This is a genomic window from Pseudomonas knackmussii B13 (assembly GCF_000689415.1).
GTDB lineage: Bacteria > Pseudomonadota > Gammaproteobacteria > Pseudomonadales > Pseudomonadaceae > Pseudomonas > Pseudomonas knackmussii.
In genome coordinates this window covers 3,333,634-3,357,500 of the sequence record NZ_HG322950.1, presented here as the reverse complement: position 1 = coordinate 3,357,500, position 23,867 = coordinate 3,333,634, and the positions used below count along the sequence as shown (strand labels likewise).

General features: G+C 66.6%; 17 protein-coding genes. 3 read left to right on the top strand and 14 right to left on the bottom strand.

From position 1 onward, the window contains the following. Nucleotides 1–82 precede the first annotated feature (82 nt). The 8 genes from PKB_RS15565 to pbpG form a co-directional block, all read right to left on the bottom strand. Nucleotides 83–829 (bottom strand): class I SAM-dependent methyltransferase, encoded by a 747-nt coding sequence (locus tag PKB_RS15565; protein ID WP_043253104.1) that lies wholly within the window; start codon nucleotides 827–829, stop codon nucleotides 83–85. 58 nt (nucleotides 830–887) lie between these two features. Further along, a complete protein-coding gene (locus PKB_RS15560) occupies nucleotides 888–2,342 on the bottom strand; it encodes a mechanosensitive ion channel domain-containing protein (RefSeq protein ID WP_043253102.1) in 1,455 nt (484 codons plus the stop codon). Nucleotides 2,343–2,557: 215 nt separating this feature from the next. Next, entirely contained in the window at nucleotides 2,558–3,949 is a 1,392-nt protein-coding gene (locus PKB_RS15555; protein ID WP_043253100.1) for an efflux transporter outer membrane subunit, read from the bottom strand. Then, nucleotides 3,946–7,137 carry an efflux RND transporter permease subunit gene (locus PKB_RS15550; protein WP_043253099.1) on the bottom strand — a complete coding sequence of 1,064 codons (3,192 nt, stop codon included), beginning with the start codon at nucleotides 7,135–7,137 and terminating at the stop codon, nucleotides 3,946–3,948. The genes PKB_RS15555 and PKB_RS15550 overlap by 4 nt, the downstream gene beginning before the upstream one ends. A gap of 117 nt (nucleotides 7,138–7,254) precedes the next feature. Further along, the gene (gene mexE / locus PKB_RS15545; RefSeq protein ID WP_043253098.1) at nucleotides 7,255–8,487 is read right to left on the bottom strand and encodes a multidrug efflux RND transporter periplasmic adaptor subunit MexE; all 1,233 of its coding nucleotides are present in this window, start codon (nucleotides 8,485–8,487) and stop codon (nucleotides 7,255–7,257) included. A gap of 367 nt (nucleotides 8,488–8,854) precedes the next feature. Further along, on the bottom strand, nucleotides 8,855–9,991 hold the full coding sequence (locus tag PKB_RS15540; protein WP_043253097.1) for a thiolase family protein: 1,137 nt from the start codon (nucleotides 9,989–9,991) through the stop codon (nucleotides 8,855–8,857). A gap of 27 nt (nucleotides 9,992–10,018) precedes the next feature. Next, nucleotides 10,019–10,552 (bottom strand): PaaI family thioesterase, encoded by a 534-nt coding sequence (locus tag PKB_RS15535; protein WP_043253095.1) that lies wholly within the window; start codon nucleotides 10,550–10,552, stop codon nucleotides 10,019–10,021. Nucleotides 10,553–10,764: 212 nt separating this feature from the next. After that, nucleotides 10,765–11,676: a D-alanyl-D-alanine endopeptidase gene (gene pbpG, locus PKB_RS15530; protein ID WP_043253094.1), complete on the bottom strand. Its 912-nt coding sequence runs from the start codon at nucleotides 11,674–11,676 to the stop codon at nucleotides 10,765–10,767. 478 nt (nucleotides 11,677–12,154) lie between these two features. On the opposite strand from pbpG, the gene PKB_RS15525 reads away from it, so the two are divergent. Genes PKB_RS15525 through PKB_RS30685 form a run of 3 tightly spaced genes read left to right on the top strand, consistent with a single transcriptional unit; the run spans nucleotide 12,155 to nucleotide 17,083 of the window. Further along, the gene (locus PKB_RS15525; protein WP_043253092.1) at nucleotides 12,155–13,837 is read left to right on the top strand and encodes an AMP-binding protein; all 1,683 of its coding nucleotides are present in this window, start codon (nucleotides 12,155–12,157) and stop codon (nucleotides 13,835–13,837) included. A 12-nt stretch (nucleotides 13,838–13,849) separates the two neighbouring features. Continuing rightward, entirely contained in the window at nucleotides 13,850–14,905 is a 1,056-nt protein-coding gene (locus PKB_RS15520) for an AraC family transcriptional regulator (protein WP_043253091.1), read from the top strand. Between the two features lie 39 nt (nucleotides 14,906–14,944). Continuing rightward, the gene (locus PKB_RS30685) at nucleotides 14,945–17,083 is read left to right on the top strand and encodes a methyl-accepting chemotaxis protein (RefSeq protein WP_043253089.1); all 2,139 of its coding nucleotides are present in this window, start codon (nucleotides 14,945–14,947) and stop codon (nucleotides 17,081–17,083) included. A 185-nt stretch (nucleotides 17,084–17,268) separates the two neighbouring features. Here PKB_RS30685 and PKB_RS15510 read toward each other — a convergent pair whose 3' ends face one another. From PKB_RS15510 to PKB_RS15485, 6 genes are all read right to left on the bottom strand, one after another. Beyond that, nucleotides 17,269–17,622 carry a YajD family HNH nuclease gene (locus PKB_RS15510; RefSeq protein WP_043253088.1) on the bottom strand — a complete coding sequence of 118 codons (354 nt, stop codon included), beginning with the start codon at nucleotides 17,620–17,622 and terminating at the stop codon, nucleotides 17,269–17,271. Nucleotides 17,623–17,693: 71 nt separating this feature from the next. After that, nucleotides 17,694–18,107 (bottom strand): YbaN family protein, encoded by a 414-nt coding sequence (locus PKB_RS15505; RefSeq protein WP_043253087.1) that lies wholly within the window; start codon nucleotides 18,105–18,107, stop codon nucleotides 17,694–17,696. Nucleotides 18,108–18,180: 73 nt separating this feature from the next. Beyond that, nucleotides 18,181–18,777, bottom strand: coding sequence for a biliverdin-producing heme oxygenase (locus PKB_RS15500; protein ID WP_043253086.1), 597 nt, complete (start codon nucleotides 18,775–18,777; stop codon nucleotides 18,181–18,183). A gap of 110 nt (nucleotides 18,778–18,887) precedes the next feature. Continuing rightward, nucleotides 18,888–21,488, bottom strand: coding sequence for a TonB-dependent receptor (locus PKB_RS15495; protein ID WP_052355303.1), 2,601 nt, complete (start codon nucleotides 21,486–21,488; stop codon nucleotides 18,888–18,890). Between the two features lie 109 nt (nucleotides 21,489–21,597). Beyond that, complete coding sequence (locus PKB_RS15490; RefSeq protein WP_043253085.1) at nucleotides 21,598–22,119, bottom strand: RNA polymerase sigma factor; 522 nt, start codon at nucleotides 22,117–22,119, stop codon at nucleotides 21,598–21,600. 169 nt (nucleotides 22,120–22,288) lie between these two features. Beyond that, nucleotides 22,289–23,653, bottom strand: coding sequence for an MFS transporter (locus PKB_RS15485; protein WP_043253083.1), 1,365 nt, complete (start codon nucleotides 23,651–23,653; stop codon nucleotides 22,289–22,291). Between the last annotated feature and the right edge of the window lie 214 nt (nucleotides 23,654–23,867).

The window sequence follows — 23,867 nt, the reverse complement described above, 5'->3', positions numbered from 1 at the left end:
CCCATCCGCGAAGGAATGCAGGGCCGGCCTGCTGGCTGGATCGCGAAAAAGGGTCAGCTCCTACGCGGAGGTCATGCGCAGTTCAGGCCACTTTGCCCAGCTTGATAGTCAGCGGCCAGTTGACCTTGCGGGTCGGTTCGTTGCCCCAGGCAGCCTGCAGCTTTGCGCGCAGCTCCTGTACCGGGTCCTGCCCGGTGGCCTGGCGATAGCTGGCCACCGCCGACCAGCTGCAGAGGTAGTCGATCAGGCGCTGGAAGTCCCACTCGGCTTCGAGTGCGAACGGTGGCGTAGCGACCTGCTCGAAGGGGAAGGGAATGGTCGCGTAGCCCGTCTCGACGTGCTTGCGCTCCGGCGCCCAGTAAGGGCCGACGACCTCGTGATAGAGATGCCGGATCAGCGCATCCAGCTGCGGTTCGATGTTCAGCAGGTTGTAGGAGACCACCGCCAGCAATGCGCCTGGGCGCGAGACGCGGCGCACCTCGGCATAGAAACGTTCGATGTCGAACCAGTGCAGCGCCTGGGCCACCAGGGTGAGGTCCACGCTCGCCGGTTGCAGCGAGGTGCTTTCCGCCGGTTCGCAGCGGTAGTCGATGTTGGGTTCGCGCGGCGCCTGTTCCAGCTGCTTCGTGTTGATGTCGGTAGCCACCACGCGCCGGAAGTGCCGGGCCAGGTCGAGGCTGGCCTGGCCGGAGCCGCAGCCGCAATCCCAGGCCAGGCCGGTACCCGGCGCCACCTGGGCGAGCCAGGCGAAGAATGCCGGGTCGTAGGTCGGGCGGCCGTTGCGGTAGGCGTCGGCCTGCTGGGTGAACAGGTGGCGGGTGTCGGTCATGTCGCGGCTCCTGGAGGGCAGGGCGGGGCGATCATCTTGCCGCTGCCGGACCGCAGCCTCAAGCGTGGTGACGAAGGCCCGATAGCCACTGCAGCAAGCCGCGGCGACGCGGGCGGACGGGGGCCTCGACCAGCAGCGCGGCGGTGGCCTGCTGGCGATAGTCGAGCAGCCGGGCCATGGCCTCGGCGATCTCCTGGCGGGCCTCCAGGCAGGGCTGCAGGGCGTCGCCGGGGATACGGTACAGGCGCCCGTCGCTCAGTGCGCTGAAGCGCGCCTGCCAGCCGCTGCGCGAGAGCACTCCGGCCTCGCCGATGATCTCGCCGGGGCCCATGCGCCCCGCTTCGATGCTGCCGTCGCTGCGCGGCAGAGTGACGCTGACCACCCCGGACTCGATGATCAGCAGGTCCTCGCTGACCTCGCCGATCTCCAGCAATACCTGGCCGGCCTTGAAGGGCTGCGCGTGCATGTGCGAGCTCAGGACGTCTTTCTCCTCGTCGGTCAGCGCGGCGAACAGCGGCGACTCGCCGAGCAGGCTTCGCGCCCGCGGCAATTCAGTGCGGGTGGCGAGCGCTTCGGCGTTGCTCAGCAGGACGATGCCGGCTGCTTGCAGGTGCCGGAAGGCGAGGTCGTAAAGCTGGTTGCGCACCTCGCGCTTCTCGCCCATGGAGGCGACGTAGCCGCTCATCTCGTACTCCACGCCGCTGCCAGTGGACTTGCGGATGCCCACGCTCGGCGCCGGTTCCGGCAGCAGCGCGCGGCAGCCTCCAAGGGCGCGTTGCAGGGCATCCAGCACAGTGCGCGGGCGCACCAGCGGGCTGATCTCGACCGTCACACTGACGCCATAGAGGTTGGCCGGTCGACTGAGGTTGAGCAGCTTGGCCTTGCCGGCCAGGGAGTTGGGGATCACCGCCAGACTGCCCTGCGCGGTCTGCAGGTAGGTAGAGCGCCAGTCGATCTCCACCACCTTGCCCTCGGTGCCGTCGATGCTGATCCAGTCATCCAGTTGGTAGGGCTTGGTGGTGTTGAGGATGATCCCGGAGAACACGTCGCTCAGCGTGCTCTGCAGGGCCAGGCCGAGGACGATGGCGACCACGCCGGAGGTCGCCAGCAGGCCCTTCACTGGCAGGTCTAGAACGTAGCCAGCCGCCGCGATCACCGCGACGAGGAAGATCAGCGCGCCTATCACTTCCTGCAGCAAGCGCCCGGCATGACCGACCCGTTGCAGCAGGAAGGCGCCGATCAGCACCGTCAGGCAGCGCGCACCGAACAACCACCACATGATCTGCAGGAAGGTCGCCACCAGGTGACTGGGCAGGTCTTCCGGCCAGGGCGCCTGTTGCAGCGGGCTGATCCCGGCATTGAACAGCAGCAGGCTGTAGAGCAGGAAGAAACCCAGGCGCAGCGCCACCCGCCACCACGGCCGCTGTGCGTCGAGCAGGCGCCAGAGCAGCAGGTCGAGGAGCAACAGGAAAGGAGCGACGAACAGCGGGTGCGCGGTGAGCAGGGCTTGCATCGGGTGGGTCCTTGGGTGTGGGTCCCAAGAAGATGGCACAGGTTGCGGGAGGTTTCGCGGGGTAAATCGGCGGGACTCCGGTTCGCGAGCAAGCTCGCTCCTGCAGAGGAACATCCACGCGGGCGGTATCGACGCGCGGCGGAAATAAAAAGGCCCCGCGGTCGGCAGCGACTAACCGCAGGGCCAATGGCCGGAGAGTGGCCAGGGTGGAAATGTCAGGCCTGGGGTTGCCAGCCGCCGCCGAGGGCTTTGTAGATCGCGACTATGCCGCGATACACGTCGACTTCGGCGAGCGCCTGGGCGTCTTCGGCGGCCAGTTGCTCGCGTTCGGCGTCGAGCAGGTTGAGGAAGTCCAGGGTGCCTTCGCGGTACTGCACGCCGGCCAGCTCCGCCGCCTTGCGGCTGGCTTCGGACTGGCGCACCAGGACCAGCATGCGCTGCTGGCGCTTGCCGTAGTCGCTGAAGGCGTTGGAGGACTCTTCCAGGGCCAGCAGCACCTGCTGTTCGTAGGTCGCAAGCGCGGCGTCGGCGTCGGCCTTGGAGGCGCGAAGGCGCGCCCGCACGCTGCCCAGGTCGAACGCGGCCCAGGTGATGCTCGGGGCCACGCCCCAGGCGCTGGCCGCCGAGGAGCCGATCTGCGAACCGCGTCCGGCGGTGTAGCCGAGGAAGCCGCCGAGGCTGACTTTCGGGAACAGGTCCGCCGTGGCCACGCCGACATCGGCGGTGGCGGCGGCCAGGCGGCGTTCGGCGGCGCTGACGTCAGGGCGACGGCGCAGCAGCTCGCTCGGGTCGCCGATCGGCAGGGCCTTGGCGATGGCCGGTAGCTGCTTCGGCGAGAGGTCCACCGAGAGCTGGTCCGGGCGCTGGCCGAGGAGGGTGGCGATGCGGTTGCGCTGGCGCACTTCCTCGGCCTGCAGTTGCGGCAGCGTGGCTTCGGTAGCGGCCAGGCGGGCTTCGGCGCGCTGTACGTCCAGTTCGTTGCCGACGCCGTTGTCACGCAGCTGAATGGTCAGGTCGCGCGACTCGCGCTGGTTCTTCAGGTTGTCGCGGGCAATGCCTTCGCGCAGCTGAGCGCCGCGCAGTTGGCCGTAAGCGTCGGCCAGCTCGGCGATCAGGCTGACCTGCAGTTGCTGCAGGTCGGCCTGGATCGCCTGGCTGGTGGCGTCTGCCGATTGCAGCTCGCGGCGCACGCGGCCGAACAGGTCGACTTCCCAGATCATGTCGAGGCCCAGGTCGTAGCGCTCCTGGTTGACCCGGTCTTCGGTCTCGCCGGGCACCTGGCCCTTGCCGATCTGCGAGGAGGCGCGGCTGGTCACGGTCGGGTAGCGATCGTTGGCGACGTCGTCGCGGATCGCCCGCGATGCCACCACGCGGTCGTAGGCCACGCGCAGCTCGCGGTTGTCCTTCATGGCCTGCTCGACCAGTTGCGACAGCACCGGGTCGTCGAACTGCTTCCACCAGGCGTCCTCGAAGCGGCCGCGGTCGAGGTTGGCGCCGCTGGTGTCGAGTTGCGCCGGCGCGGTGTCCGGCTGCTTGTAGTCGGGGCCGACCATGCAGGCGCTGAGGCTCAGGGCCAGCAGCGCCGGGGCGAAGACTTTCAATTTCATGCGTGGCTAGCCTCGTGGTTCAGGGTGGCGCGTTGCTGTTTCTTCGCTTCGCGGGCTTCCATGAAGCGACGGATGAGCACGTAGAACACCGGCGTCAGCAGCAGGCCGAAGAAGGTCACGCCGAGCATCCCGGAGAACACCGCGACACCCATGGCATGGCGCATTTCGGCACCGGCGCCGGAGGACAGGACCAGCGGCACCACGCCCATGATGAAGGCGATGGAGGTCATCAGGATCGGCCGCAGGCGCAGGCGGCAGGCTTCCAGTACGGCGCTGACGCGGTCCATGCCTTCTTCCTGTTTGTCTTTGGCGAACTCGACGATGAGGATCGCGTTCTTGCACGCCAGGCCCACCAGTACGATCAGGCCGATCTGGGTGAAGATGTTGTTGTCACCGCCGGAGAGGATCACCCCGCCGATGGCCGACAGCAGCGTCATGGGCACGATCAGGATCACCGCCAGCGGCAGGCCCCAGCTCTCGTACAGCGCGGCCAGCACCAGGAAGGCGAGCAGCACGCAGAGCGGGAACACGTAGATCGCGGAGTTGCCGGCGAGGATCTGCTGGTAGGTCAGGTCGGTCCACTCGTAGGTCATGCCGTTGGGCAGTTCCTGCTTCAGCAGTTTCTCCATCGCCGCCTCGGCCTGGCCGGAGCTGTAGCCGGGGGCTGCCGCGCCGTTGATCTCGGCGGTGATGAAGCCGTTGTAGTGCATTACGCGGTCGGGGCCGGAGGTGTCGCTGACCTTGATGAAGGTCGCCAGCGGAACCATCTCGCCGCGGTTGTTGCGCACCTTCAGCTGGCCGATCTGCTCGGGCTCCAGGCGGAATTGCTGGTCGGCCTGGACGTTGACCTGGTAGGTGCGGCCGAAGCGGTTGAAGTCGTTGGCGTACAGCGAACCCAGGTACACCTGCAGGGTGTCGAAGATGTCGCTGATGGCCACGCCGTGGGTCTTGGCCTTTTCACGGTCGATGGCGGCATCCACCTGCGGCACGTTCACCTGGTAGCTGGTGAACACCGACATGGGGTTCAGCTCGGGCGTCGCACGGGCCTTGGCGAGGACGTTCTGCACCTGTTTGTACAGCTCCTCATAGCCCAGACCGCCACGGTCCTCGACCTGCACGCGGAAGCCGCCGATGGTCCCCAGCCCCTGCACGGGCGGCGGCGGGAAGATGGCGATGTAGGCGTCCTGGATGTCGGCGAACTGCTTGTTCAGTTCGGCGGCGATCTCGTTGGCCGACATGCCCGGGCCCTTGCGCTGGTCGAAGTCCTTCAGCGGGGTGAAGACGATGCCGCTGTTCGGGCTGTTGGTGAAGCCGTTGATCGACAGGCCGGGGAAGGACACGGTGTGCTCGATGCCCGGGTGCTTGCCGGCGATGTCCGACATGCGCTTCATCACTTCCTCGGTGCGATCGAGGGTGGCGGCGTCGGGCAGTTGGGCGAAGGCGACCAGGTACTGCTTGTCCTGCTGCGGCACGAAGCCGGTCGGGGTGCTGGAGAAGCCCAGCCAGGTCAGCGCGATCAGGCCGCCATAGATCAGCACGGCGATGGAGCTGCCGCGCAGCACGCGGGTGACGGTGCCGACGTAGCCATGGCTGGCGCGGTCGAAGAAGCGGTTGAACGGGCGGAACAGCCAACTGCCGAGCAGCTTGTCGAGCAGTACCGAGAAGCGGTCCTTCGGCTCGTGGTGCCCTTTCAGCAGCACGGCCGAGAGCGCCGGCGACAGGGTCAGCGAGTTGAACGCCGAGATCACCGTGGAGATGGCGATGGTCAGCGCGAACTGGCGGTAGAACTGCCCGGTGAGGCCGGAGATGAAGGCGGTCGGCACGAACACGGCGCAGAGCACGAGCGCGGTGGCGATGATCGGCCCAGTCACTTCCTTCATGGCGCGCTTGGTCGCCTCGACCGGCGTGAGGCCAAGGCTGATGTTCCGCTCGACGTTCTCCACCACCACGATGGCGTCGTCCACCACGATGCCGATCGCCAGCACCAGGCCGAACAGCGACAGCGCGTTGAGCGAGAAGCCGAAGGCGTGCATCACCGCGAAGGTGCCGATCAGCGACACCGGTACGGCGGCCAGCGGGATGATCGAGGCGCGCCAGGTCTGCAGGAACAGCACGACCACCAGCACCACCAGGATCAGCGCTTCGAACAGGGTGTGCACCACCGCCTCGATGGAGCCGCGGACGAAGATGGTCGGGTCATAGACGATGGAGTAATCCACGCCCTGCGGGAAGGTCTTCTTCAGTTCGGCCATCTTCGCGCGCACCTCGTTGGAGATGGCGATGGCGTTGGAGCCGGGACGTTGGAAGATCGGGATGGCCACGGCCGGCTGGTTGTCCAGCATGGAACGCAGGGCGTACTGGCTGGAGCCGAGTTCGACGCGGGCGATGTCCTTCAGGCGGGTGATCTCGCCGTTGGGGCCGCTGCGGATGATGATGTTCTCGAACTCTTCCTCGGTGACCAGGCGACCCTGGGTGTTGATCGACAGCTGGAAGCTGGTGGCGGTTGGGGAGGGCGGTGCGCCCAGGGCGCCGGCGGCTACCTGGCGGTTCTGCTCGCGGATGGCATTGACCACGTCGGTGGCGGTCAGGTTGCGCACGGCCACCTTGTTCGGGTCGAGCCACACGCGCAGCGAGTAGTCGCCCATGCCGAACAGCTGCACGTCGCCCACGCCGTCCAGGCGCGCCAGCTCGTCCTTGATGTTGAGGATGGCGTAGTTGGACAGGTAGAGCATGTCGTAGCGCTTATCCGGCGAGGTCAGGTGCACGACCATGGTCAGGTCGGGCGAAGCCTTGTCGACGGTGATGCCGATGTGCGTGACCTCTTCCGGCAGCTTCGGCTCGGTGCGCGTTACGCGGTTCTGCACCTGCACCTGGGCGTTGTCCAGGTTGGTGCCCAGGGCGAAGGTGATGGTCAGGGTCAGTTTGCCGTCGGCGGTGGACTGCGAGGACATGTAGAGCATGTTCTCGACGCCGGTGATGGCCTGCTCCAGCGGCGCGGCGACGGTTTCGCCAATCACCTTGGGGTTGGCGCCGGGGAAGTTGGCGCGCACCACCACGGTGGGCGGTACCACTTCCGGGTATTCGCTGATCGGCAGCTGGAACAGCGAGATGGCCCCGCCGATCAGGATGATCAGCGAGAGCACGGCGGCGAATATCGGCCGCTGCACGAAGAATTGCGAGAAGTTCATGGTTCGTTCCTGATGCGCTTGCGGCGCGAAACCCTGGACAAAGGTCACCCGTGGCCCTGGATGGGGCCAGGGCCGGGTACTGCGTTCTCGTGGAGCCCCGTCAGGGGCGCATTGCCGTCAGATGCGGTTGGGCTTGCCCGACGATTGCTCGGCAACCTTCTGCGGGTTGGCGGCTTCCACCGCCTGCAGTTGGCTGGCCAGGGCGGCTAGCGTATCGGGGCTGGCCATGGGCACGCCCTGGGCTTCCACCTGGGCCCCGGGGCGTACGCGTTGCAGGCCGTTGACGACGATGCGGTCGCCCTTGGCCAGGCCGCTGCGGACGATGCGCAGGCCTTCCAGTTTCGGCCCGAGCTCGATGCTGCGGTAGGCGACCTTGCTGTCGGCGCCGACCACCAGGACGAACTTCTTGCCAAGGTCGGTGCCGACCGCTTCGTCCTTGATCAGCGCCGCCGGGTAGGTGCCGGAGCCGACCAGTTTCAGCCGTGCATAGAGGCCGGGGGTGTACAGGCCTTCCTTGTTGTCGAACACCGCGCGGCCGCGGATGGTGCCGGTCGCCGGGTTGACCTGGTTGTCCAGGAAGTCCAGCTGGCCCAGGTGCGGGAAGCCGTCCTCGCCGGTCAGGCCGAGGTACACCGGGCTCGCGCCGCGGGCGTTGGGGCCGCCGGAGCGGGCCAGCTTCATGTACTTCAGGTAGACGCGCTCGTCGGCGTCGAAGTAGGCGTACACCTTGTCGGTGGAGACCAGGGTGGTGAGCAGGGTTTCGCCGGTGTTGACCAGGTTGCCGGCGGTGACGTCGGCGCGCGAGACGCGGCCGTCGATGGGCGCGGTGATCTGGGTGAACGACAGGTTCAGGCGGGCGTTGTCCAGCTCGGCCTGGGTCGCTGCGACCTGCGCGCGGGCTTCGGTGGCAGCGGCGCTGCGGGCGTCGGCCAGTTCGGCGGAAATCGCGTTGGTGGCGCGCAGGCGGTCACCGCGCGAGGCTTCGTTGGCGGTGCGAACCTGGTTGGCCTTGGCCTGTTGCAGCTGGGCCTCCAGACGATGCACTTCGGCCTGGAAGGGACGCGGGTCGATCTGGAATAACAGGTCGCCTTTCTTCACCAGGGCGCCTTCGCGGAAGGTCACCTTGTCGATGTAGCCGGAAACGCGGGGGCGGAGTTCGACCGACTCGGGAGCCTCAAGGCGGCCAGTGAACTCGTCCCACTCGTTGATCGGTTGTTCGATGACTTCGGCCACGCTGACTTTCGGCGCGGGCATCGACTGGGCGGTGTCCTGCGCTTTGCCGCAGGCGCTGAGCACCAGCACGGCGGCCAGCGCGAGGGGGATACGCAAGGTGTTCAGTGGACGCTCCATGGGAAGGCTCCGGCAATTTTGGTTTTAATGGGCGGAGTCTGCTGGCGAGGGCTCTAAGTCGCTAATCGAACGAGAGAATTTTGATTATCACGGGAAGTGATAGGTGCCTTTGCGTTATACGCACTAATCGATGGCGGACTATCGGCCAAGGGGTAGAAGCGGCACGCGACCTGTAGGAGCGAGCTTGCTCGCGAACTGAATGGCACGGTGTCTCCCTGTAGGAGCGGCCCATGGCCGCGAATCGCGCGCATGGCGCGCTCCTAAAGGTGGACATCGGCGTGGTTTTTTCGCGGATGAGATCCGCTCCTACCGGGCACAAAAAAGGGGGCCGCGAGGGCCCCCGAAACAGCCGTGACAGGCCGTCAGATCAGTTGCGTACCGCTTCCAGCAGGGTGGCCACGCCCTGGCCGCCGCCGATGCATTGGGTGGCGATGGCGTAGCGGCCGCCGGTTTCCTTCAGCAGCGCCGCCGCCTTGCCGGTGATGCGCGCGCCGGTGGCGCCCAGCGGGTGACCGATGGCCATGGCGCCGCCGTGCAGGTTGACCCGGTCCTCGTCCAGATCCAGTTCGCGCAGGCAGGCCAGGGCCTGGCTGGCGAAGGCTTCGTTGATTTCCACCAGGTCGATGTCGGCCATGCTCAGGCCGGCGCGGTCGAGCAGCTTGCGCGTGGCGTAGAGCGGGCCCATGCCCATGATTTCCGGCGGGCAGCCGACCACCGAGATGGCCTTGATGCGCGCCAGGATGTCGAGGCCGTGGCTGCGGGCGAAATCCTCGCTGCACACCAGCACTGCGGCCGCGCCATCGGTGAGCGGCGAGGCGGTGCCGGCGGTGACGCTGCCGCCGAAGGCCGGCTTCAGCTGCGCCAGGGCTTCGACGCTGGTGCCGGGGCGGATGCAGCCGTCTTCCTCGATGCGGCCGTTGGGTGTGTCGATGGCGACGATCTCGGGTGCGAGCAGGCCCAGTTCGCGGGCGCGGGTGGCTTTCGCATGCGAGCGCACGGCCATGGCTTCCTGGTCTTCGCGGGAGATGGCGTAGCGTTGGGCGACGATCTCCGCGGTTTGCCCCATCGGCATGTAGGCCTGCGGGAACTCGTTCAGCAGGCGCGGGTTGGGCGAGATGTTGAAGCCGCCCATGGGCACGCGGGTCATGGACTCCACGCCCGCGCACAGAAATGCCTCGCCGGCGCCGAGCTGGATTTGCCCGGCGGCGAAGTGCACCGAGGTCATGGACGAGCCGCAGAAGCGGTTCACCGTGGCGCCGGCGACGCTTTCCGGCAGGCCGGCGAGGAAGCCGACGATGCGCCCGAGGTTCATGCCCTGTTCGGCCTCGGGATAGGCGCAGCCGATGATCAGGTCCTCGATGCGCGCCGGGTCCAGGTCCAGGCGCTGTACCAGCCCCTTGACCGTCTGCGCGGCGAGGTCGTCCGGGCGGACGTCGATCAGGCCGCCTTTCTTGGCGAAGTGGAAGGGCGAACGGGCGTAGCCAGCGATGACGACGGAAGTCATGGAGTTCTCCAGTAAAGGCGGGCCTGTTTAGCGGCCGAGGATCAGGCAGGTGGTGGAGCCGGTGGCGTAGAGCTTGCCGTCCACGTCGTAGAGCCGGCCTTCGGCCAGGGCCATGCTGCGGCCGATGTGGATCACCGTGCCCTCGGCGCGGATCGGCCCGGTGTCCTGCGTCATCGGGCGGATGTAGCTGATGCGCAGGTCGATGGTGGTGTAGCCCAGGCCGGGTTCCAGCCGGGTATGGATGGCGCAGCCCATGCACGAGTCGAGCAGGGTCGCCGTGTAGCCGCCGTGCACCGTGCCCATGGGGTTGTAGTGCTTGCGCTCGGGCGTGCCCTGGAAGACGAAGCGGCCCGGCGCCCATTCCACCGCGAGGAAGCCGATCAGCTCGTTCATCGGCGGGGGCGGCAGCTCGCCGTCATTAATGCCCTGGAAGAAGGCTTCCGGGGTCCGGGCGCGCAGCTCGGTAGTGGGGATTACACCCGACGGCGCCAGGCGTGCGCGAATGGCCGCGGCCTGGGCGTTCCAGGCGGCGATCTTGTCGTCGCGGGTCAGGTCTTGCATGGGGAAACCTCCGATAGGACAGCGCGGGTGCAGCGCTGCCGGAGGTTTCAAGTTAAATTATGAGCGTAATTTAAACAAGGCATGATGTGCGTAATTTAAATGGCGAATCCGTCAAGACGGATGGCAGATACGGCAGGTTTTCGAGCGGGGAATGAAGCGGGAGTCGGAGGAGAGGCGCGAACGGCGGGCCCAGGCCCGCCGTTCGCCGGGGATCATTCGGCGGCTTGCATGCCCTGACCCTTGGAGCTCTTGTAGTGCAGGGCGACGGCAGGCACCGGCGAGGCCTGGCCGGTTTCCACCCAGCGGCGGATACGCGCGGCGTCTGCAACGTGGGTGCGCTTGCCGAAGGCATCGAGCAGCGCCAGGGCGACCGGACGGCCGTTCATCACGGTGACCATCACCAGGCAATGGCCGGCGTCGTTGGTGAAGCCGGTCTTGGTCAGGCGGATATCCCATTTGCCGGCGCGCACCAGCGGATTGGTGTTGAAGAAGCTCAGCGAATAGCCCGGATGGCTGAAGCGCGCGTCCTTGGTGGCAGTGGTGCTCAGTTCGCGGATGGCTGGGTACTGGTACGCGGCCTTGACCAGGCGGATCAGGTCATGGGCGTTGGAGACGTTCTGCGGCGACAGGCCGGTCGGCTCGACGTAGTGGGTGTGCAACATGCCCAGCGACTTGGCCTTGGCGTTCATCGCCTTGACGAAGGCCACGCTGCCACCTGGGTAGTGGTGCGCCAGGCTCGCGGCGGCGCGGTTCTCGGAGGACATCAGGGCCAGCTGCAGCATCTGCTTGCGGTCGATGATGCTGCCGATGTGGACGCGCGAGAACACGCCCTTCATTTCAGCGGTTTCCGAGATGTTGACGTCGATCGGCTCGCTCATCGGCAGCTTGGCGTCAAGCACCACCATGGCGGTCATCAGCTTGGTCACCGAGGCGATCGGACGGACCACGTCGGGCTTGCTGGAATAGATCACCTTGTCCGAGTCCAGGTCGACCACCAGGGCGCTGCCGGAGGCCAGCACCAGGGTGCCGGGGGTGGCTTCGTGTTTGCTGGCGGCGAGGGCAGGCAGGGAGAGGGCAGCGGAACAGGTGAGGATCAGGCCGAGTATCGATCGACGTGTGTTCATGGCGTGGATTTCACGTAAGGAAAAGGGGCTACGTCCGTGTAGGTAATTTCCTGGAAATTCTAATCCATGGCCGACACCTTCGCACCTGTATGCGACACGCCGGCCGATGGAATTTCAACGGCTTACGTACGCTACTGCGTGTATCACTTTGAGACGGGCTGCGACGCTGCCAGGCGCCCGGCGGCGCGCCGCTGTCGGCAAGCGTGGAAACCGCGTCCGCTTGTCGCGAACTGTGACAGGCGGACCGTTCGTCGGCAGCACGAATGTAATTATAAGTATATGAAATAAAAAGGATTTCTAATTCATGGCGCGAAACTTGAAGGTCTATGCTGGATGAAACGGCGGCAGAGGGTCGGGGTTGCGTTTACCTTTACGTTAACGTAAACATGGCCCGAAGCCGCCGACCGGCCGGTCACGCCCATTGCCGTGGGCCCGGCCCCGAGCAACGTCCCAGAACAAGCACAACCAAGGGATCGCCATGAACCACCCGAGCTACACCCGTGGCCGCCAGGACAAACCGCTGCTGGCCATGACCATAGGCGCTGCCTTCGACGCCACCTCCAGCCGCTTCGCCAATCGCGAGGCCCTGGTCGTGCGGCACCAGAACCTGCGCTACACCTGGGCCCAGCTGGCCGATACGGTGAACGCCATCGCCCGAGCCTTCCTCGCCCTCGGCCTGCGCCAGGGTGACCGCGTGGGCATCTGGGCGCCGAACTGCGCGCAGTGGTGCATCACCCAGTTCGCCAGCGCCAAGGTCGGCGCCGTGCTGGTCAACATCAACCCGGCGTACCGCACCAACGAGCTGGAATACGCGCTCAAGCAGTCCGGCTGCAGCTGGCTGATCTGTGCCGACGCCTTCAAGACCTCCGACTACCACGGCATGCTCGGCGAGCTGCTGCCGGAGATGGCCGACTGCCGCCCCGGCGAGCTGTCCAGCGCGCGCCTGCCGGAACTGCGCGGCGTGGTCAGCCTGGCCAGTCAGGCGCCGGCCGGCTTCCTGCGCTGGGACCAGCTGGAAGCCATAGGCGCCGGCGTAAGCACTGAGGAGCTGGCCGAGCGCGAGGCGCTGCTGCAGTTCGACGAGCCGATCAACATCCAGTACACCTCCGGCACCACCGGCTTCCCCAAGGGCGTGACCCTCAGTCACTACAACATCCTCAACAACGGTTTCATGGTCGGCGAGAGCATCGGCCTCACCGAGCACGACCGCCTGGTGATCCCGGTGCCGCTGTACCACTGCTTCGGCATGGTCATGGGCAACCTCGGCTGCCTGACCCACGGCTCGACCATGATCTACCCGTCGCCCAGCTTCGAACCCGAGGCGACCCTGCAGGCCGTGGCCGAGGAGCGCGCCACGGCGCTCTACGGCGTGCCGACCATGTTCATCGCCGAGCTTGACCACCCGCGCCGCGACGAATTCGACCTGTCCAGCCTGCGCACCGGCATCATGGCCGGCGCTACCTGCCCGATCGAAGTGATGCGCCGGGTGATCGGCGAGATGCACATGGCCGAGGTGCAGATTGCCTACGGCATGACCGAGACCAGCCCGGTATCGCTGCAGACCGGCCCGGAAGACGAGCTGGAAATCCGCGTGACCACCGTGGGCCGCACCCAGCCGCACCTGGAAAGCAAGATCATCGACGGCGACGGCCGCATCGTCCCGCGTGGCACCATCGGCGAGCTGTGCACCCGCGGCTACAGCGTGATGCTGGGCTACTGGAACAACCCGCAGGCGGCCATGGAAGCGGTCAGCCCGGCGCGCTGGATGCTCACCGGCGACCTGGCGGTGATGGACGACGCCGGCAACGTGCGCATCGTCGGGCGCAACAAGGACATGATCATTCGCGGCGGCGAGAACATCTATCCGCGCGAGATCGAGGAATTCCTCTATACCCACCACGCGGTGGCCGACGCCCAGGTGATCGGCATCCCCGACGAGAAGTACGGCGAGGAGCTGGTGGCCTGGGTCAAGTTCCACCCCGGCCATAGCGTGGTCGAGGAAGAGCTGCGGGCGTTCTGCAAGGCGCGCATCGCGCACTTCAAGGTGCCGCGCTACTTCCGCTTCTGCGACGACTTCCCGATGACGGTGACCGGCAAGGTGCAGAAGTTCCGCATGCGCGAGATCAGCATCGAGGAGTTGCGCGCTGGCAAGACAGGCTGACGGCGAGGCGCCATGCCGATAGAAAAGGGCACCATCTCCATCCGTCTGGTCCGTGAGGCCCTGGCCGACTCCGTCCGCCAGGGCCTCGATTCGTCCGCGCTGCTGGCCGAGGCGGGGATAGCCGCCGAGCTGTTCGACAAACCCTACGCGCGCGTTTCTATCCAGTCCTACTCGCGGCTCTGGTTGCGCCTGGCGCGGCAGCTGGACGACGAGTTCTTCGCCATGAACCGCCGGCGCATGAAGTCCGGCAGCTTCAACTTCATGGCGCGCACGGCGATCCGCGAAGGCACCCTGGAAACCGCGCTGCAGCGGGCACTCGAATTCGTCGGCCTGATCTTCGACGACCTGACCCCGCGCCTGCTGACCCAGGAGGGCGTGGCGGCGATCCAGATCGACGAAGGCGAGGGCGAGCCGCAGCGCGCCTTCTGCTATTTCACCCTGTTCCTCATGCTGCACGGCCTGGCCTGCTGGCTGGTGGGGCAACGTATTCCGATCCTCGCCATCGACCTGCGCTGCGCGCAGCCGGAGTACATCGAGGACTACCGGGTGATGTTCAGCGACAACCTGCGCTTCGGCCGCCGGCAGACGCGCCTGCTATTCAACGCCGAGGCTTTGCAGCTCTCGGTGCGCCGCGACGAGCGCGAACTGCGGCGCTTCCTGGCCGGCGCGCCGGCGAACATCCTGGTGCGCTATCGCGATCCGCAAAGCCTTACCGCGCGGGTCAAGGCGTACCTGCGCAGCATCCGCTGCGAGCGCTGGCCCGACCTTGACGCCCTGGCCGGGCACTTCTTCATGGCGCCCTCGACGCTGCGCCGCAAGCTGGCCGGGGAAGGGCAGTCGTACCAGGCGCTGAAGGACCAGCTGCGCCGCGACCTGGCCATCGCCCGGCTCGACCGTGGCGAGGGCAATTTCGCCGAGCTGGCCGAGGAACTCGGCTTCGCTGACACCAGCGCCTTCTATAAAGCGTTCCGCAAATGGACCGGCTCCACGCCGGGCCAGTACCGCCAGTTGATGCAGCCGGAAAATGCCTGGCAACAGGCCTCCAGAAAACCGCCGTCGGGCCGATAACCCACGCATGCCGCCGTTTTGTCTCAAGGACCCTCGACAATGCTTCTGACACGCCTCTCCATCCAGTGGAAGATCACCTTGCTGGCCGGGCTCTGCCTGTTGTGCACCGTGGCGCTGCTGGTCGGCAGTTCGCTGCTGCGGATGAACCACAACCTGGAACTGGTGAAGTCGGCCAACGTGGGCATGCTCGAGGACGCCGCGCAGGCACGCCTGCAGGCGCGCGCCGAACAGCAGGCGGAAACCATCCAGCGCTTCTTCACCGACGTCTACCACTTCGGCGACCAGTTCACCCGCCAGGTCGGCCAGCTGCGCACGCAAAGCGCGAAGCATGGCGTAGACCCCCAGGTGCTGCGCCAGGAGCTGGTGCAACTGGTGCACGACGGGCTGAAGTCGAACCCGACGCTGCTCAGCCTTTACGTGGTCTTCGAGCCTGACGCACTGGACGCCCAGGACGCGCGCTTCGCCGGCCAGGAAACCCTGGGCAGCAACGAGAAGGGCCGCTTCGGCGCCTACTGGGCGCAGAAGGCCAGTGGCGACAGCAGCCTGGCGGTGACCGAGGCGATGATCGCCGACACCACCCCGATGCTCGACGGCACGCCCTTCAATACCTGGTACCAGTGCCCCAAGCAGAGCCAGAAGCCCTGCGTACTCAACCCCTATTTCGACGACGCCTCCGGCCAGCGCGTGCTGATGACCACCCTGGTGTTCCCGCTGATCCAGGACGGCAAGCTACTGGGCGTGGTCGGTGCCGACATCAGCCTCAGCCGCCTGCAGCAGCTCAGCCAGGACGGCAGCCGCCAGCTGTACGACGGCCAGGGTTCGGTGCGCATCGTCAGCCCGGCGGGCCTGCTCGCCGGCGACAGCCACGACGCCAAGCTGCTCGGCCTGCCGCTGGAGAAATCCCTTTCCGGCGCCAGCGAGATCCTCGCCCTGCAAGCTTCCGGCGAAACCAAGGCGCTGATGGGCGACGAGCAACTGCGCATGGTCGAGCCGCTGCAGGCGATCCCGGATTCGAAGAACTGGGGCGTGATCCTCGAAGTGCCGCGCCAGGTGCTGCTGGCGCCGTCGCTGAAACTGCAGGGCGAGCTGGACGAACGCAACACCAGCGGCGCGCTCTGGGAAACCGCTTTCGGTATCGGCCTGGCGTTGGTAGCCCTGCTGGTGCTGTGGTTGACCGCCCGTGGTGTGACCCGCCCGATCCTCGGCGTGGCCGGCATGCTGCGCAATATCGCCAGCGGCGAGGGCGACCTGACCCAGCGCCTGAAGTACCAGGGCCAGGACGAACTCGGCGAGTTGGCCGGCTGGTTCAACCGCTTCCTCGACAAGCTGCAACCGATCATCCGCGACGTGAAGGCCTCGGTGCAGGACGCCCGCGCCACTGCCGACCAATCGGCCGCGCTGTCGACCCAGACCAGCGCCGGCATGCAGCAGCAGTTCCGCGAGATCGAGCAGGTCGCCACCGCGTCCCAGGAAATGAGTGCCACCGCCCACGACGTGGCCAACAGCGCAGCCATGGCTGCCGACGCCGCACGCGGTGCCGATGGTGCGACCCGCGACGGCCTGAGCGTGATCGAACAGACCACGAAAGTGATCGACAGCCTGGCCGCCGACATGACCCAGGCGATGAGCCAGGTCCAGGGACTGGCCGCGAGCAGCGAGCAGATCGGCTCGGTGCTGGAAGTGATCCGTGCGATCGCCGAGCAGACCAACCTGCTGGCGCTCAACGCTGCCATCGAAGCAGCGCGCGCCGGTGAAGCCGGACGCGGCTTCGCAGTGGTCGCCGACGAAGTCCGCAACCTGGCCAAGCGCACCCAGGATTCGGTGGAGGAAATCCGCCAGGTCATCGAAGGCCTGCAGAACGGCACCCGCGAAGTGGTCGGCGCGATGCACAGCAGCCACCAGCTGGCGCAGGGCAGCGTCAGCCAGGTCGAGCAGGCGGTCGCCGCGCTGCAACGCATCGGCGATGCGGTGGGCGTGATCAACGACATGAACCTGCAGATCGCCAGCGCCGCCGAGGAACAGAGCGCGGTGGCCGAGGAGATCAACCGCAACGTGGCGGGCATTCGCGACGTCACCGAATCGCTGTCCGGCCAGGCGCAGGAATCGGCGCAGATCAGCCAGTCGCTGAACGAGCTGGCCAACCATCAGCAGGGGTTGATGGGGCAGTTCCGCGTGTAACGAAAAGGCCCGCTGATCGGGCCTTGTTCTTTCTGGACGTTGTCCGCGAATCGCGGGCATGGCCCGCTCCTACAGGGAGCGCTCGGTGCGACACGTAGGGCGAATAACCCTACGGGTTATCCGCCGCCCGGCCTTCGCGGCTGCTCGTTGGTTTCCCGCGTTCGCGGGAACGACGGAGGGGGCGATCATTCTTTTTTCGCCAGCAACTCCGCCAACCCTGCCAACCCCTTGTGCGTGACCTTCGGCCCCTTGTCGCGGCCGGCGTCGTTGCCCTGGTAGTGCGCATCGACCTGACGCTGGTGCTCGTTGTCGTGGCAGTACAGGCACAGCAGCTCCCAGTTCGAGCCGTCCTCGGGGTTGTTGTCGTGGTTGTGGTCGCGGTGGTGCACGGTCAGTTCGCTCAGGCGCTTGCCGGAGAACTCGCGGCCGCAGCGGCCGCAGATCCACGGGTACATCTTCAGCGCTTTTTCCCGGTAGCTGCTCTCGCGGCGCTTCTGTGCCTCGGCGAGGAGCTGGTCGACCTTGCTGGTGGTAGTCATGGCGGAAACCTGAAAGGGGGATACAGGTTTCCAGCATAAGCCCGGAGGGCACGTGGCGTAACCGTTCGCGGTTATGCGTCGTCGGCGTCGCGGCTGTTCTCTGCTGTCAGGGTGCTATCCGGCCGCGACCAGATCCACAGGTTGCCGATCGCCATGCCCAGTACGACCGCGTACAGCCAGTAACCGTGGGGCAGGGTGGCGAGCATGATCGCCAGCGCCACGAGCATCGCCACGCTGGCGCTGATCTTGGCGCGGCGGTTGATCGAGCGGCCGTTGCGCCAGTTGGCGAGCATCGGGCCGAACAGCCGGTGGTTGTCCAGCCAGGCGCTCAGGCGCGGCGAACTCTTGGCCGCGGCCCAGGCGGCGAGCAGGACGAATTCGGTGGTCGGCAGACCGGGCACCACCAGGCCAACCAGACCGACGCCGAGGCTGGTATAGGCGAGCGCTGCATAGAGCAGGCGGACGGTGCGCGAACGGGACGGCATGGGCGCTTCGGCGATGGCGGGAAAAACGACAGGCGCATCCTGGCTTCTGCCGGGATGCGCGTCAATCGCGACCTTAGGCGCGAGCCGCGATGGCATAGCTGTGCTGCAGCAGCGTGGCAAAGCGCTCGAAGGCGGCCAACGCACCGGCTTCGGCGGCGGCCTCTTCTTCGGCGCTCAGCGACAGGGTGTCGAGGGTGCGGGTGAAGTGTTTCCAGCCCTCGGCGCGCCCGCCGGCCGGTTCACCGAGATGGCGGGCGCCGAAGCTTTCGCTCAGCCCCAGGACGGCGACGCGCTTGATCAGGAAGGCGGCGCCGAGCTTGGAGCCTTCGGAGACGAACAGCCAGCCCAGGGCCTCGCCGAGACTCGGTTGCTGCACCGCGCCTGGCACCGGCGCCGGGACGGGCGCGCCCAGGTCGGCGAGGTCGGCCAGCGCCTGGCGAGCGCGGCAGCGTTCGGCGAGGTCAGGGAAGATCGCCGCCAGTTCGGCGTCCTGGTAGAGCGCCTGCAGTTCCGACTGGAACAGGTACTGGGCGACCACGAAGGGCGTGAAGTGCTCGCGGCTGGCGAACGGGTCGTGGGCCTTCACCGCCCGGTCGAGGCGTTCGTGGGGCGCGTGAGTCGACTGGTTCAGGCGCTGCGAGCGCAGGGCGGGGGTGTTCAGGTTGGTCATGGAGTTGGTTCCTTGGGTGTCAGGTAATTCGTAGCGGACCTTGTCCGCGAAACATCCGCGCAGGGATGCATCGCGGATGAGATCCGCTCCTTCAGGGCGTGGATTGGCGGTCAGATGTCCCACACGAGGTTCACCGCGAAGTTGCGGCCCGGCTGGGTCAGGCGGTCGAGGTTGGCCGGGGCGAGCACGGCGGCTTCGCCGACGCTGTCGTAGCCGCGCACGTCATCCCACAGCCAGTACTTCTTGTCGGTCAGGTTGTAGACGCCGGCGTTCAGGGTCAGGTCCTTGGTCAGCTTGTAGTAGCCGGTCAGGTCGAGGATGCCGAAGCCCGGGGTCTTGAACTGGCTGCTGGTGCCGTCGGGGGCGTAGAAGTTGCTGTCGTCGACGCGGTCCTTGCGCCTGACCAGGGTCCAGTTCAGCAGGCCGCCGTAGAGCTGGCTGGGCGCGTCGTAGCCGAGGCCGAACACGCCGGTCAGCGGGTTGACGCTGTTGATTGGTTCGCCAGTGTCGTCGTTGCGGCCGTAGGCATAAGCCACCGAGCCCTTGGTGTAGAGGCCGTTTGGCGCGCCGAACGGGGCGAGTTCCAGGCGGCCCTTGAGTTCCACGCCCTTGATGGTCGCGTGCTTGATGTTGTTGCTCTGGAAGGTCAGCTCGTCGTAGCCGGCGGTGATGGCGTCTTCGTTAATGAAGTCGCGGTACTTGTTGTAGAACACCGAGACGTCGAAGTTGCCCGCGTCGAAGTTGCCGCGCAGGCCGGTCTCGTAGCTCTGGCTGCGCTCGGGGTCGAGGTTCGGGTTGGGCTCCACGCGGTAGCCGGTGGTGCTGTTCTCGAAGCGGCCATACAGCGCCTTGGCGGTCGGCGTGCGGAAGCCCTCGGCGTATTGCCCGTACCACAGGTAGTTGTCGTCGATGGCGTAGGTCACGCCGAGCTTGGGCGAGAGCTGGTGCCAGGTCTTGTCCTCGCTGCTGACGTCGCCATCCCCGCTCTGGTCGGCGGTGTTGAGGAACGCCTCGGTGACGTGCGGCTTCAGGCGGGTGTAGTCGTAGCGCAGGCCGGGCAGGAAGGTCCAGGCGCTCCAGTGGATCTCGTCCTGGGCGAAGAGGCCGTAGGTATCGATGGTCGGATCGGGGAAGTCGCTGCTGCGCGCCAAAGTATCGCTGGCGCTCGGTGCGCCAATGGCGCTGCAGCCGCGACCGACCGCCAGGCACGTGCCGCTGCCTTCGCGGAAGCCGGTGACCTTCTGCCGCTTGAGGGTGCTGCCGTAGGTCAGCAGGTGGTCGGTGTCGCCGACCTCGAAGGCCTTGTCCAGCTGCAGGTCGAAGACCCACTGGCGCTCCTTGTACAGGGTGTCGCGGGTGCGCAGGACCTTGCGGGTGACCGGGTAGTAGAACTCCTCGGTGCTCTGGTCGGTCTTCGCCGTCTGGTAGTTGAAGCTCCACTTGGCGTGGTCGGCCAGGGCGCTGTCGACGAGGAACTGGTGGTCCAGGCCGAAGCGCTCGCGGGTGATGGTGTCGTTGCCCTTGCGCCACTGGTACATGCCGCCGGGCAGCACGCTGGCCGGCATCACCGGCTGGCCGTTGCTGTAGGGGCCGCCGTAGGCGCTCTTCTGGTCGGTGTCGGCGTCGTCCTTGTAGTGCTCGTAGGTCAGGCCGAAGCGCGCGCCGGCGTCGTAGTTCCAGCCGAGCTTGGCCAGGACGTTGGTGGTGCGCACGTCTTCGGGGTTGGCTTCGGTGCGGCTCAGGCCGGTGCCGCCGGTGCTGCCGTAGGACTCGGTCTCGTGGCCGTTGCGCTGGCTGGCGTGCAGCAGGCCGTCGAAGTCGTCGTGGCGGCCGGCGACGGTGGCGGAGGTCAGCCAGCTGTCGTCGGCGGAGCTGTAGCCGGTCTTCAGGCGCGCGCCGACGTCCTTGCCTTCCTTGATGATGTCGTCCGGGTCGAGGGTGAAGTAGCTCACCGCGCCGCCGATGGCGTTGCTGCCGTACAGCGCCGAGGCCGGGCCACGGAGGATCTCCACGCGCTTGACGATTTCCGGATCGACGTAGTTGCGCTCGGTCTGCGCGTAGGGGCCGTTGAAGAAGGAGCCGGGAATCTCCACGCCGTCGATCTGCGTCAGCACGCGGTCGCCATCGATGCCGCGGATGTTGTAGCCGGTGATGCCGGCGCGCTGGCCGGTGCCGCCCACCGAGACGCCAGGCTCGTCGCGGATAAGGTCCTTGATGCTGTTGACGTTGTTGCGGTCGAGCTGGGTGCGGTCGTAGACGCTGACGGTGTTCGGCACGTCGCCGACGTCCTGCGCCTGGCGGGTGGCGGTGACGGTCTGCGGTTGCAGTTCGACGACGCGCGCGTCAGGCGCCCTGAACAGCACCACGTTGCGCTCGTCGACCTGGCGATAGTCCAGACCGCTGCCGGCTAGCAGGTGCTTGAGCGCCTGGTCGGCGGAGAGGCGGCCGCTCACGCCGGGAGAGTTCACGCCGGCAGCCAGTTCCGCCGGCAGGCCGACCTGCCAGCCGGTCACCACGCTGAAGGCATTGAGCGCGCCGGTCAGCGGCTGGCGCTCGATGGCGAAGCGGTAGCCGCCCTGGGCCTGGCTGCTGGGTTCGGCAGCTTGCGCGGTCGCGGCGGGGAGGGCGGCGAAGGCGATGGACAGGGCCAGCAGCGACAACCCCGTGGGCGTGCGCAGGCGTTGCAGGGCGGAAGGGCGGAAGTGGGACATCGTGGCTCTCTTTTCAATCAGTGTTTTAAATGCGAATCATTTGTATTGGCTTCTGACGGAACGAACGAGAACGGGCGAAGGCGTAAAAAATGCGAATGACGGATGCGCGTTAGGCCTGCTTGTCGAGGCGGTTCCGCACATCGACGCAGATGGCCATGATCAGCTTCAGCTCCTTCTGCACGGTGCTCGGCGAGACGTCCAGCTCCTCGGCGATCTCCGCGTAGCCGCAGCCGTGCAGCCGGCTGAGGACGAAGATGCGCTGCTGGCGAGGGCTCAGGCGCTGCAAAGCGGAGCCGAGGCGTTCCAGCAGCTGCCCGGCGTGCAGGCCATCCTCGGCGGAGGGCTCGTCGGAAGGCACCGCTTGCAGGACGTCCACCGGCACGTCATCGAGCAGGGTGCGCGACTGCATGCGCAGGTGGCGCAGGTGGTCGAGGGCAAGGTTGCGGCCAGTCTGGAAGAGGAAGGGTTCGAGGTGCTCGATCTGGCGCTGGCCCAGAGTGCGGGCGACGCGCAGGTAGGTTTCCTGGACCAGTTCTTCGGCAATGCTGGGGTTCTTGACCATCCTCGCCAGGGTGCGCAGAAGCGGGGTGCGCTGGGCGAGGAAGACCGTATCGAGGTGGGGCGAACTCACGCGGCATCCTAATCGGTAGAAGTCAAATGCGACGCATTATCATTTGATCGATTGGGCGAGACAACCGCGAAGCTGACAAAAAAAGGAGCGAGGCAGCCTTGCAGCAGCCTCGCCCATCCCCCAGCCGGCAGGTGGGGGCAAGCGGGTGGGCGCATCCCTGCGCCAGGATTCAGGAACGCAGTGGTTTGCCCGCCAGGGCGTTGCCCATGCGCGGTGCGTCGCTCTGCAAGCTGCCTTGCGGGCGGCTGTTCCAGAAGGGAAGCAGGACGACGGCGGCGATCATCGCGGTGACGGTGAAGCCGATGAACACGCTGTAGGTGTCGAAGTAGCCGGGCAGCAGGCCGCCGAGGATGGCGCCGACCGAGCCGCAGCCGTTGACGAAGCCGGCGGCGGTGGCGGCGGCCTTGTCGGTGCCGAAGTCGATGGCGGCGGCGCCGCTGATCATCGAGTCCGGCCCGTAGAGGGTCAGGCCCATCATGAACAGCAGGGCCAGCACCATCAGGCTGCTGCCGGTCTGCATCGCCGGGACGAACAGCGCGAGGCATACGGTCAGGCCGAGCAGGCTGAACACGCAGGCGGGCATGCGCCGGGCGCCGAACAGCTTGTCCGAGGCGATGCCGATGAGGATCGGGCCGAGCAGCCCGGCGACCTCGAAGGCGCTCGGCAGGATGGAGGCGCCCACCTTGCCCAGGCCGGGCATTTTTTCGTAGACGATCACAGGGCCCCACAGCAGGATCGCGTAGCGCGCGGGCTTGAGCAGGAAGTACGCGAGGCCCAGGGTCAGCACGGTGCGGTTGCGCAGGATCATCTTCAGGGTGTGCCAGGAACTGGGGTTCTGGCCTTCGGGATGGAAGCCCGCGTAGCGCACCGCCTCGGGTGCCTGTTCCGGCGCATTGACCGGCTCCAGTCCTACTTCCTCCGGGCTGTTGCGTTGCAGCAGGAGGAACAGCAGGGCGACCGCGCCGACCACCGCGGCAGTGGAGAAGAAGGCCGCATGCCAGGTGCCGAACACGCTGTAGGCCCACCAGCCAGCGAAGGGCGAGGCGACCAGTCCGCCGAAGGCGTAGCAGGTGCTCCACAGGCCGAGCACGCGGCCGCGTTCATGCTGGGCGAAGAAGCTGCCGACGTTCTTGCACAGCCCGGCCCAGCCGGTGGACTGCGCGAGGCCCTGGATCACCATGCAGGTGGCGAATACCGGGAGGGTGGCGAAGCTGCCCATGACCAGGGCGGCGAGGGCGGAGATCAGCAGGCCGCCGAACACCACCACGCGTGGGCCGTAGCGGTCGGCGAAGACGCCCCAGGTGAACTGGCCCACGGCATAGGCGGCGAGGTAGATGGCGTCGAGGTCGGCCATAACCGCCTTGTCCAGCTCGAAGCTGCTGTCGTCGGCGATGCCGAGCTTGGCCACCGAGAACGCCTTGCGGGTGAAGTAGAAGGCCGCATAGGCGAGCCAGGTGATCGCGAAAATCTGCACACGCCAGCGTTGCAGGCTGGACTTCGGCCGCGCGGTGGCCGTGCCGGGGGTATGGGACATGTCTGACCTCTATTGTTGTGGGTATATGCCGGCAGTCAGTCGTTGCTTCTTATTGTTTTGGTGTACGTGCCGTCCCATGGGGCGCGGGTCAGAAGGGGTGGGAGGTGAGGTCCGCGGCCAAGGGTGGCGGCGCGGTGAAACAGATGGAAGCAATTTCGGATAAATAAATGAAATCGATTTATCAGATTTTAAAAATAAGTCTGACTTGTAAGTC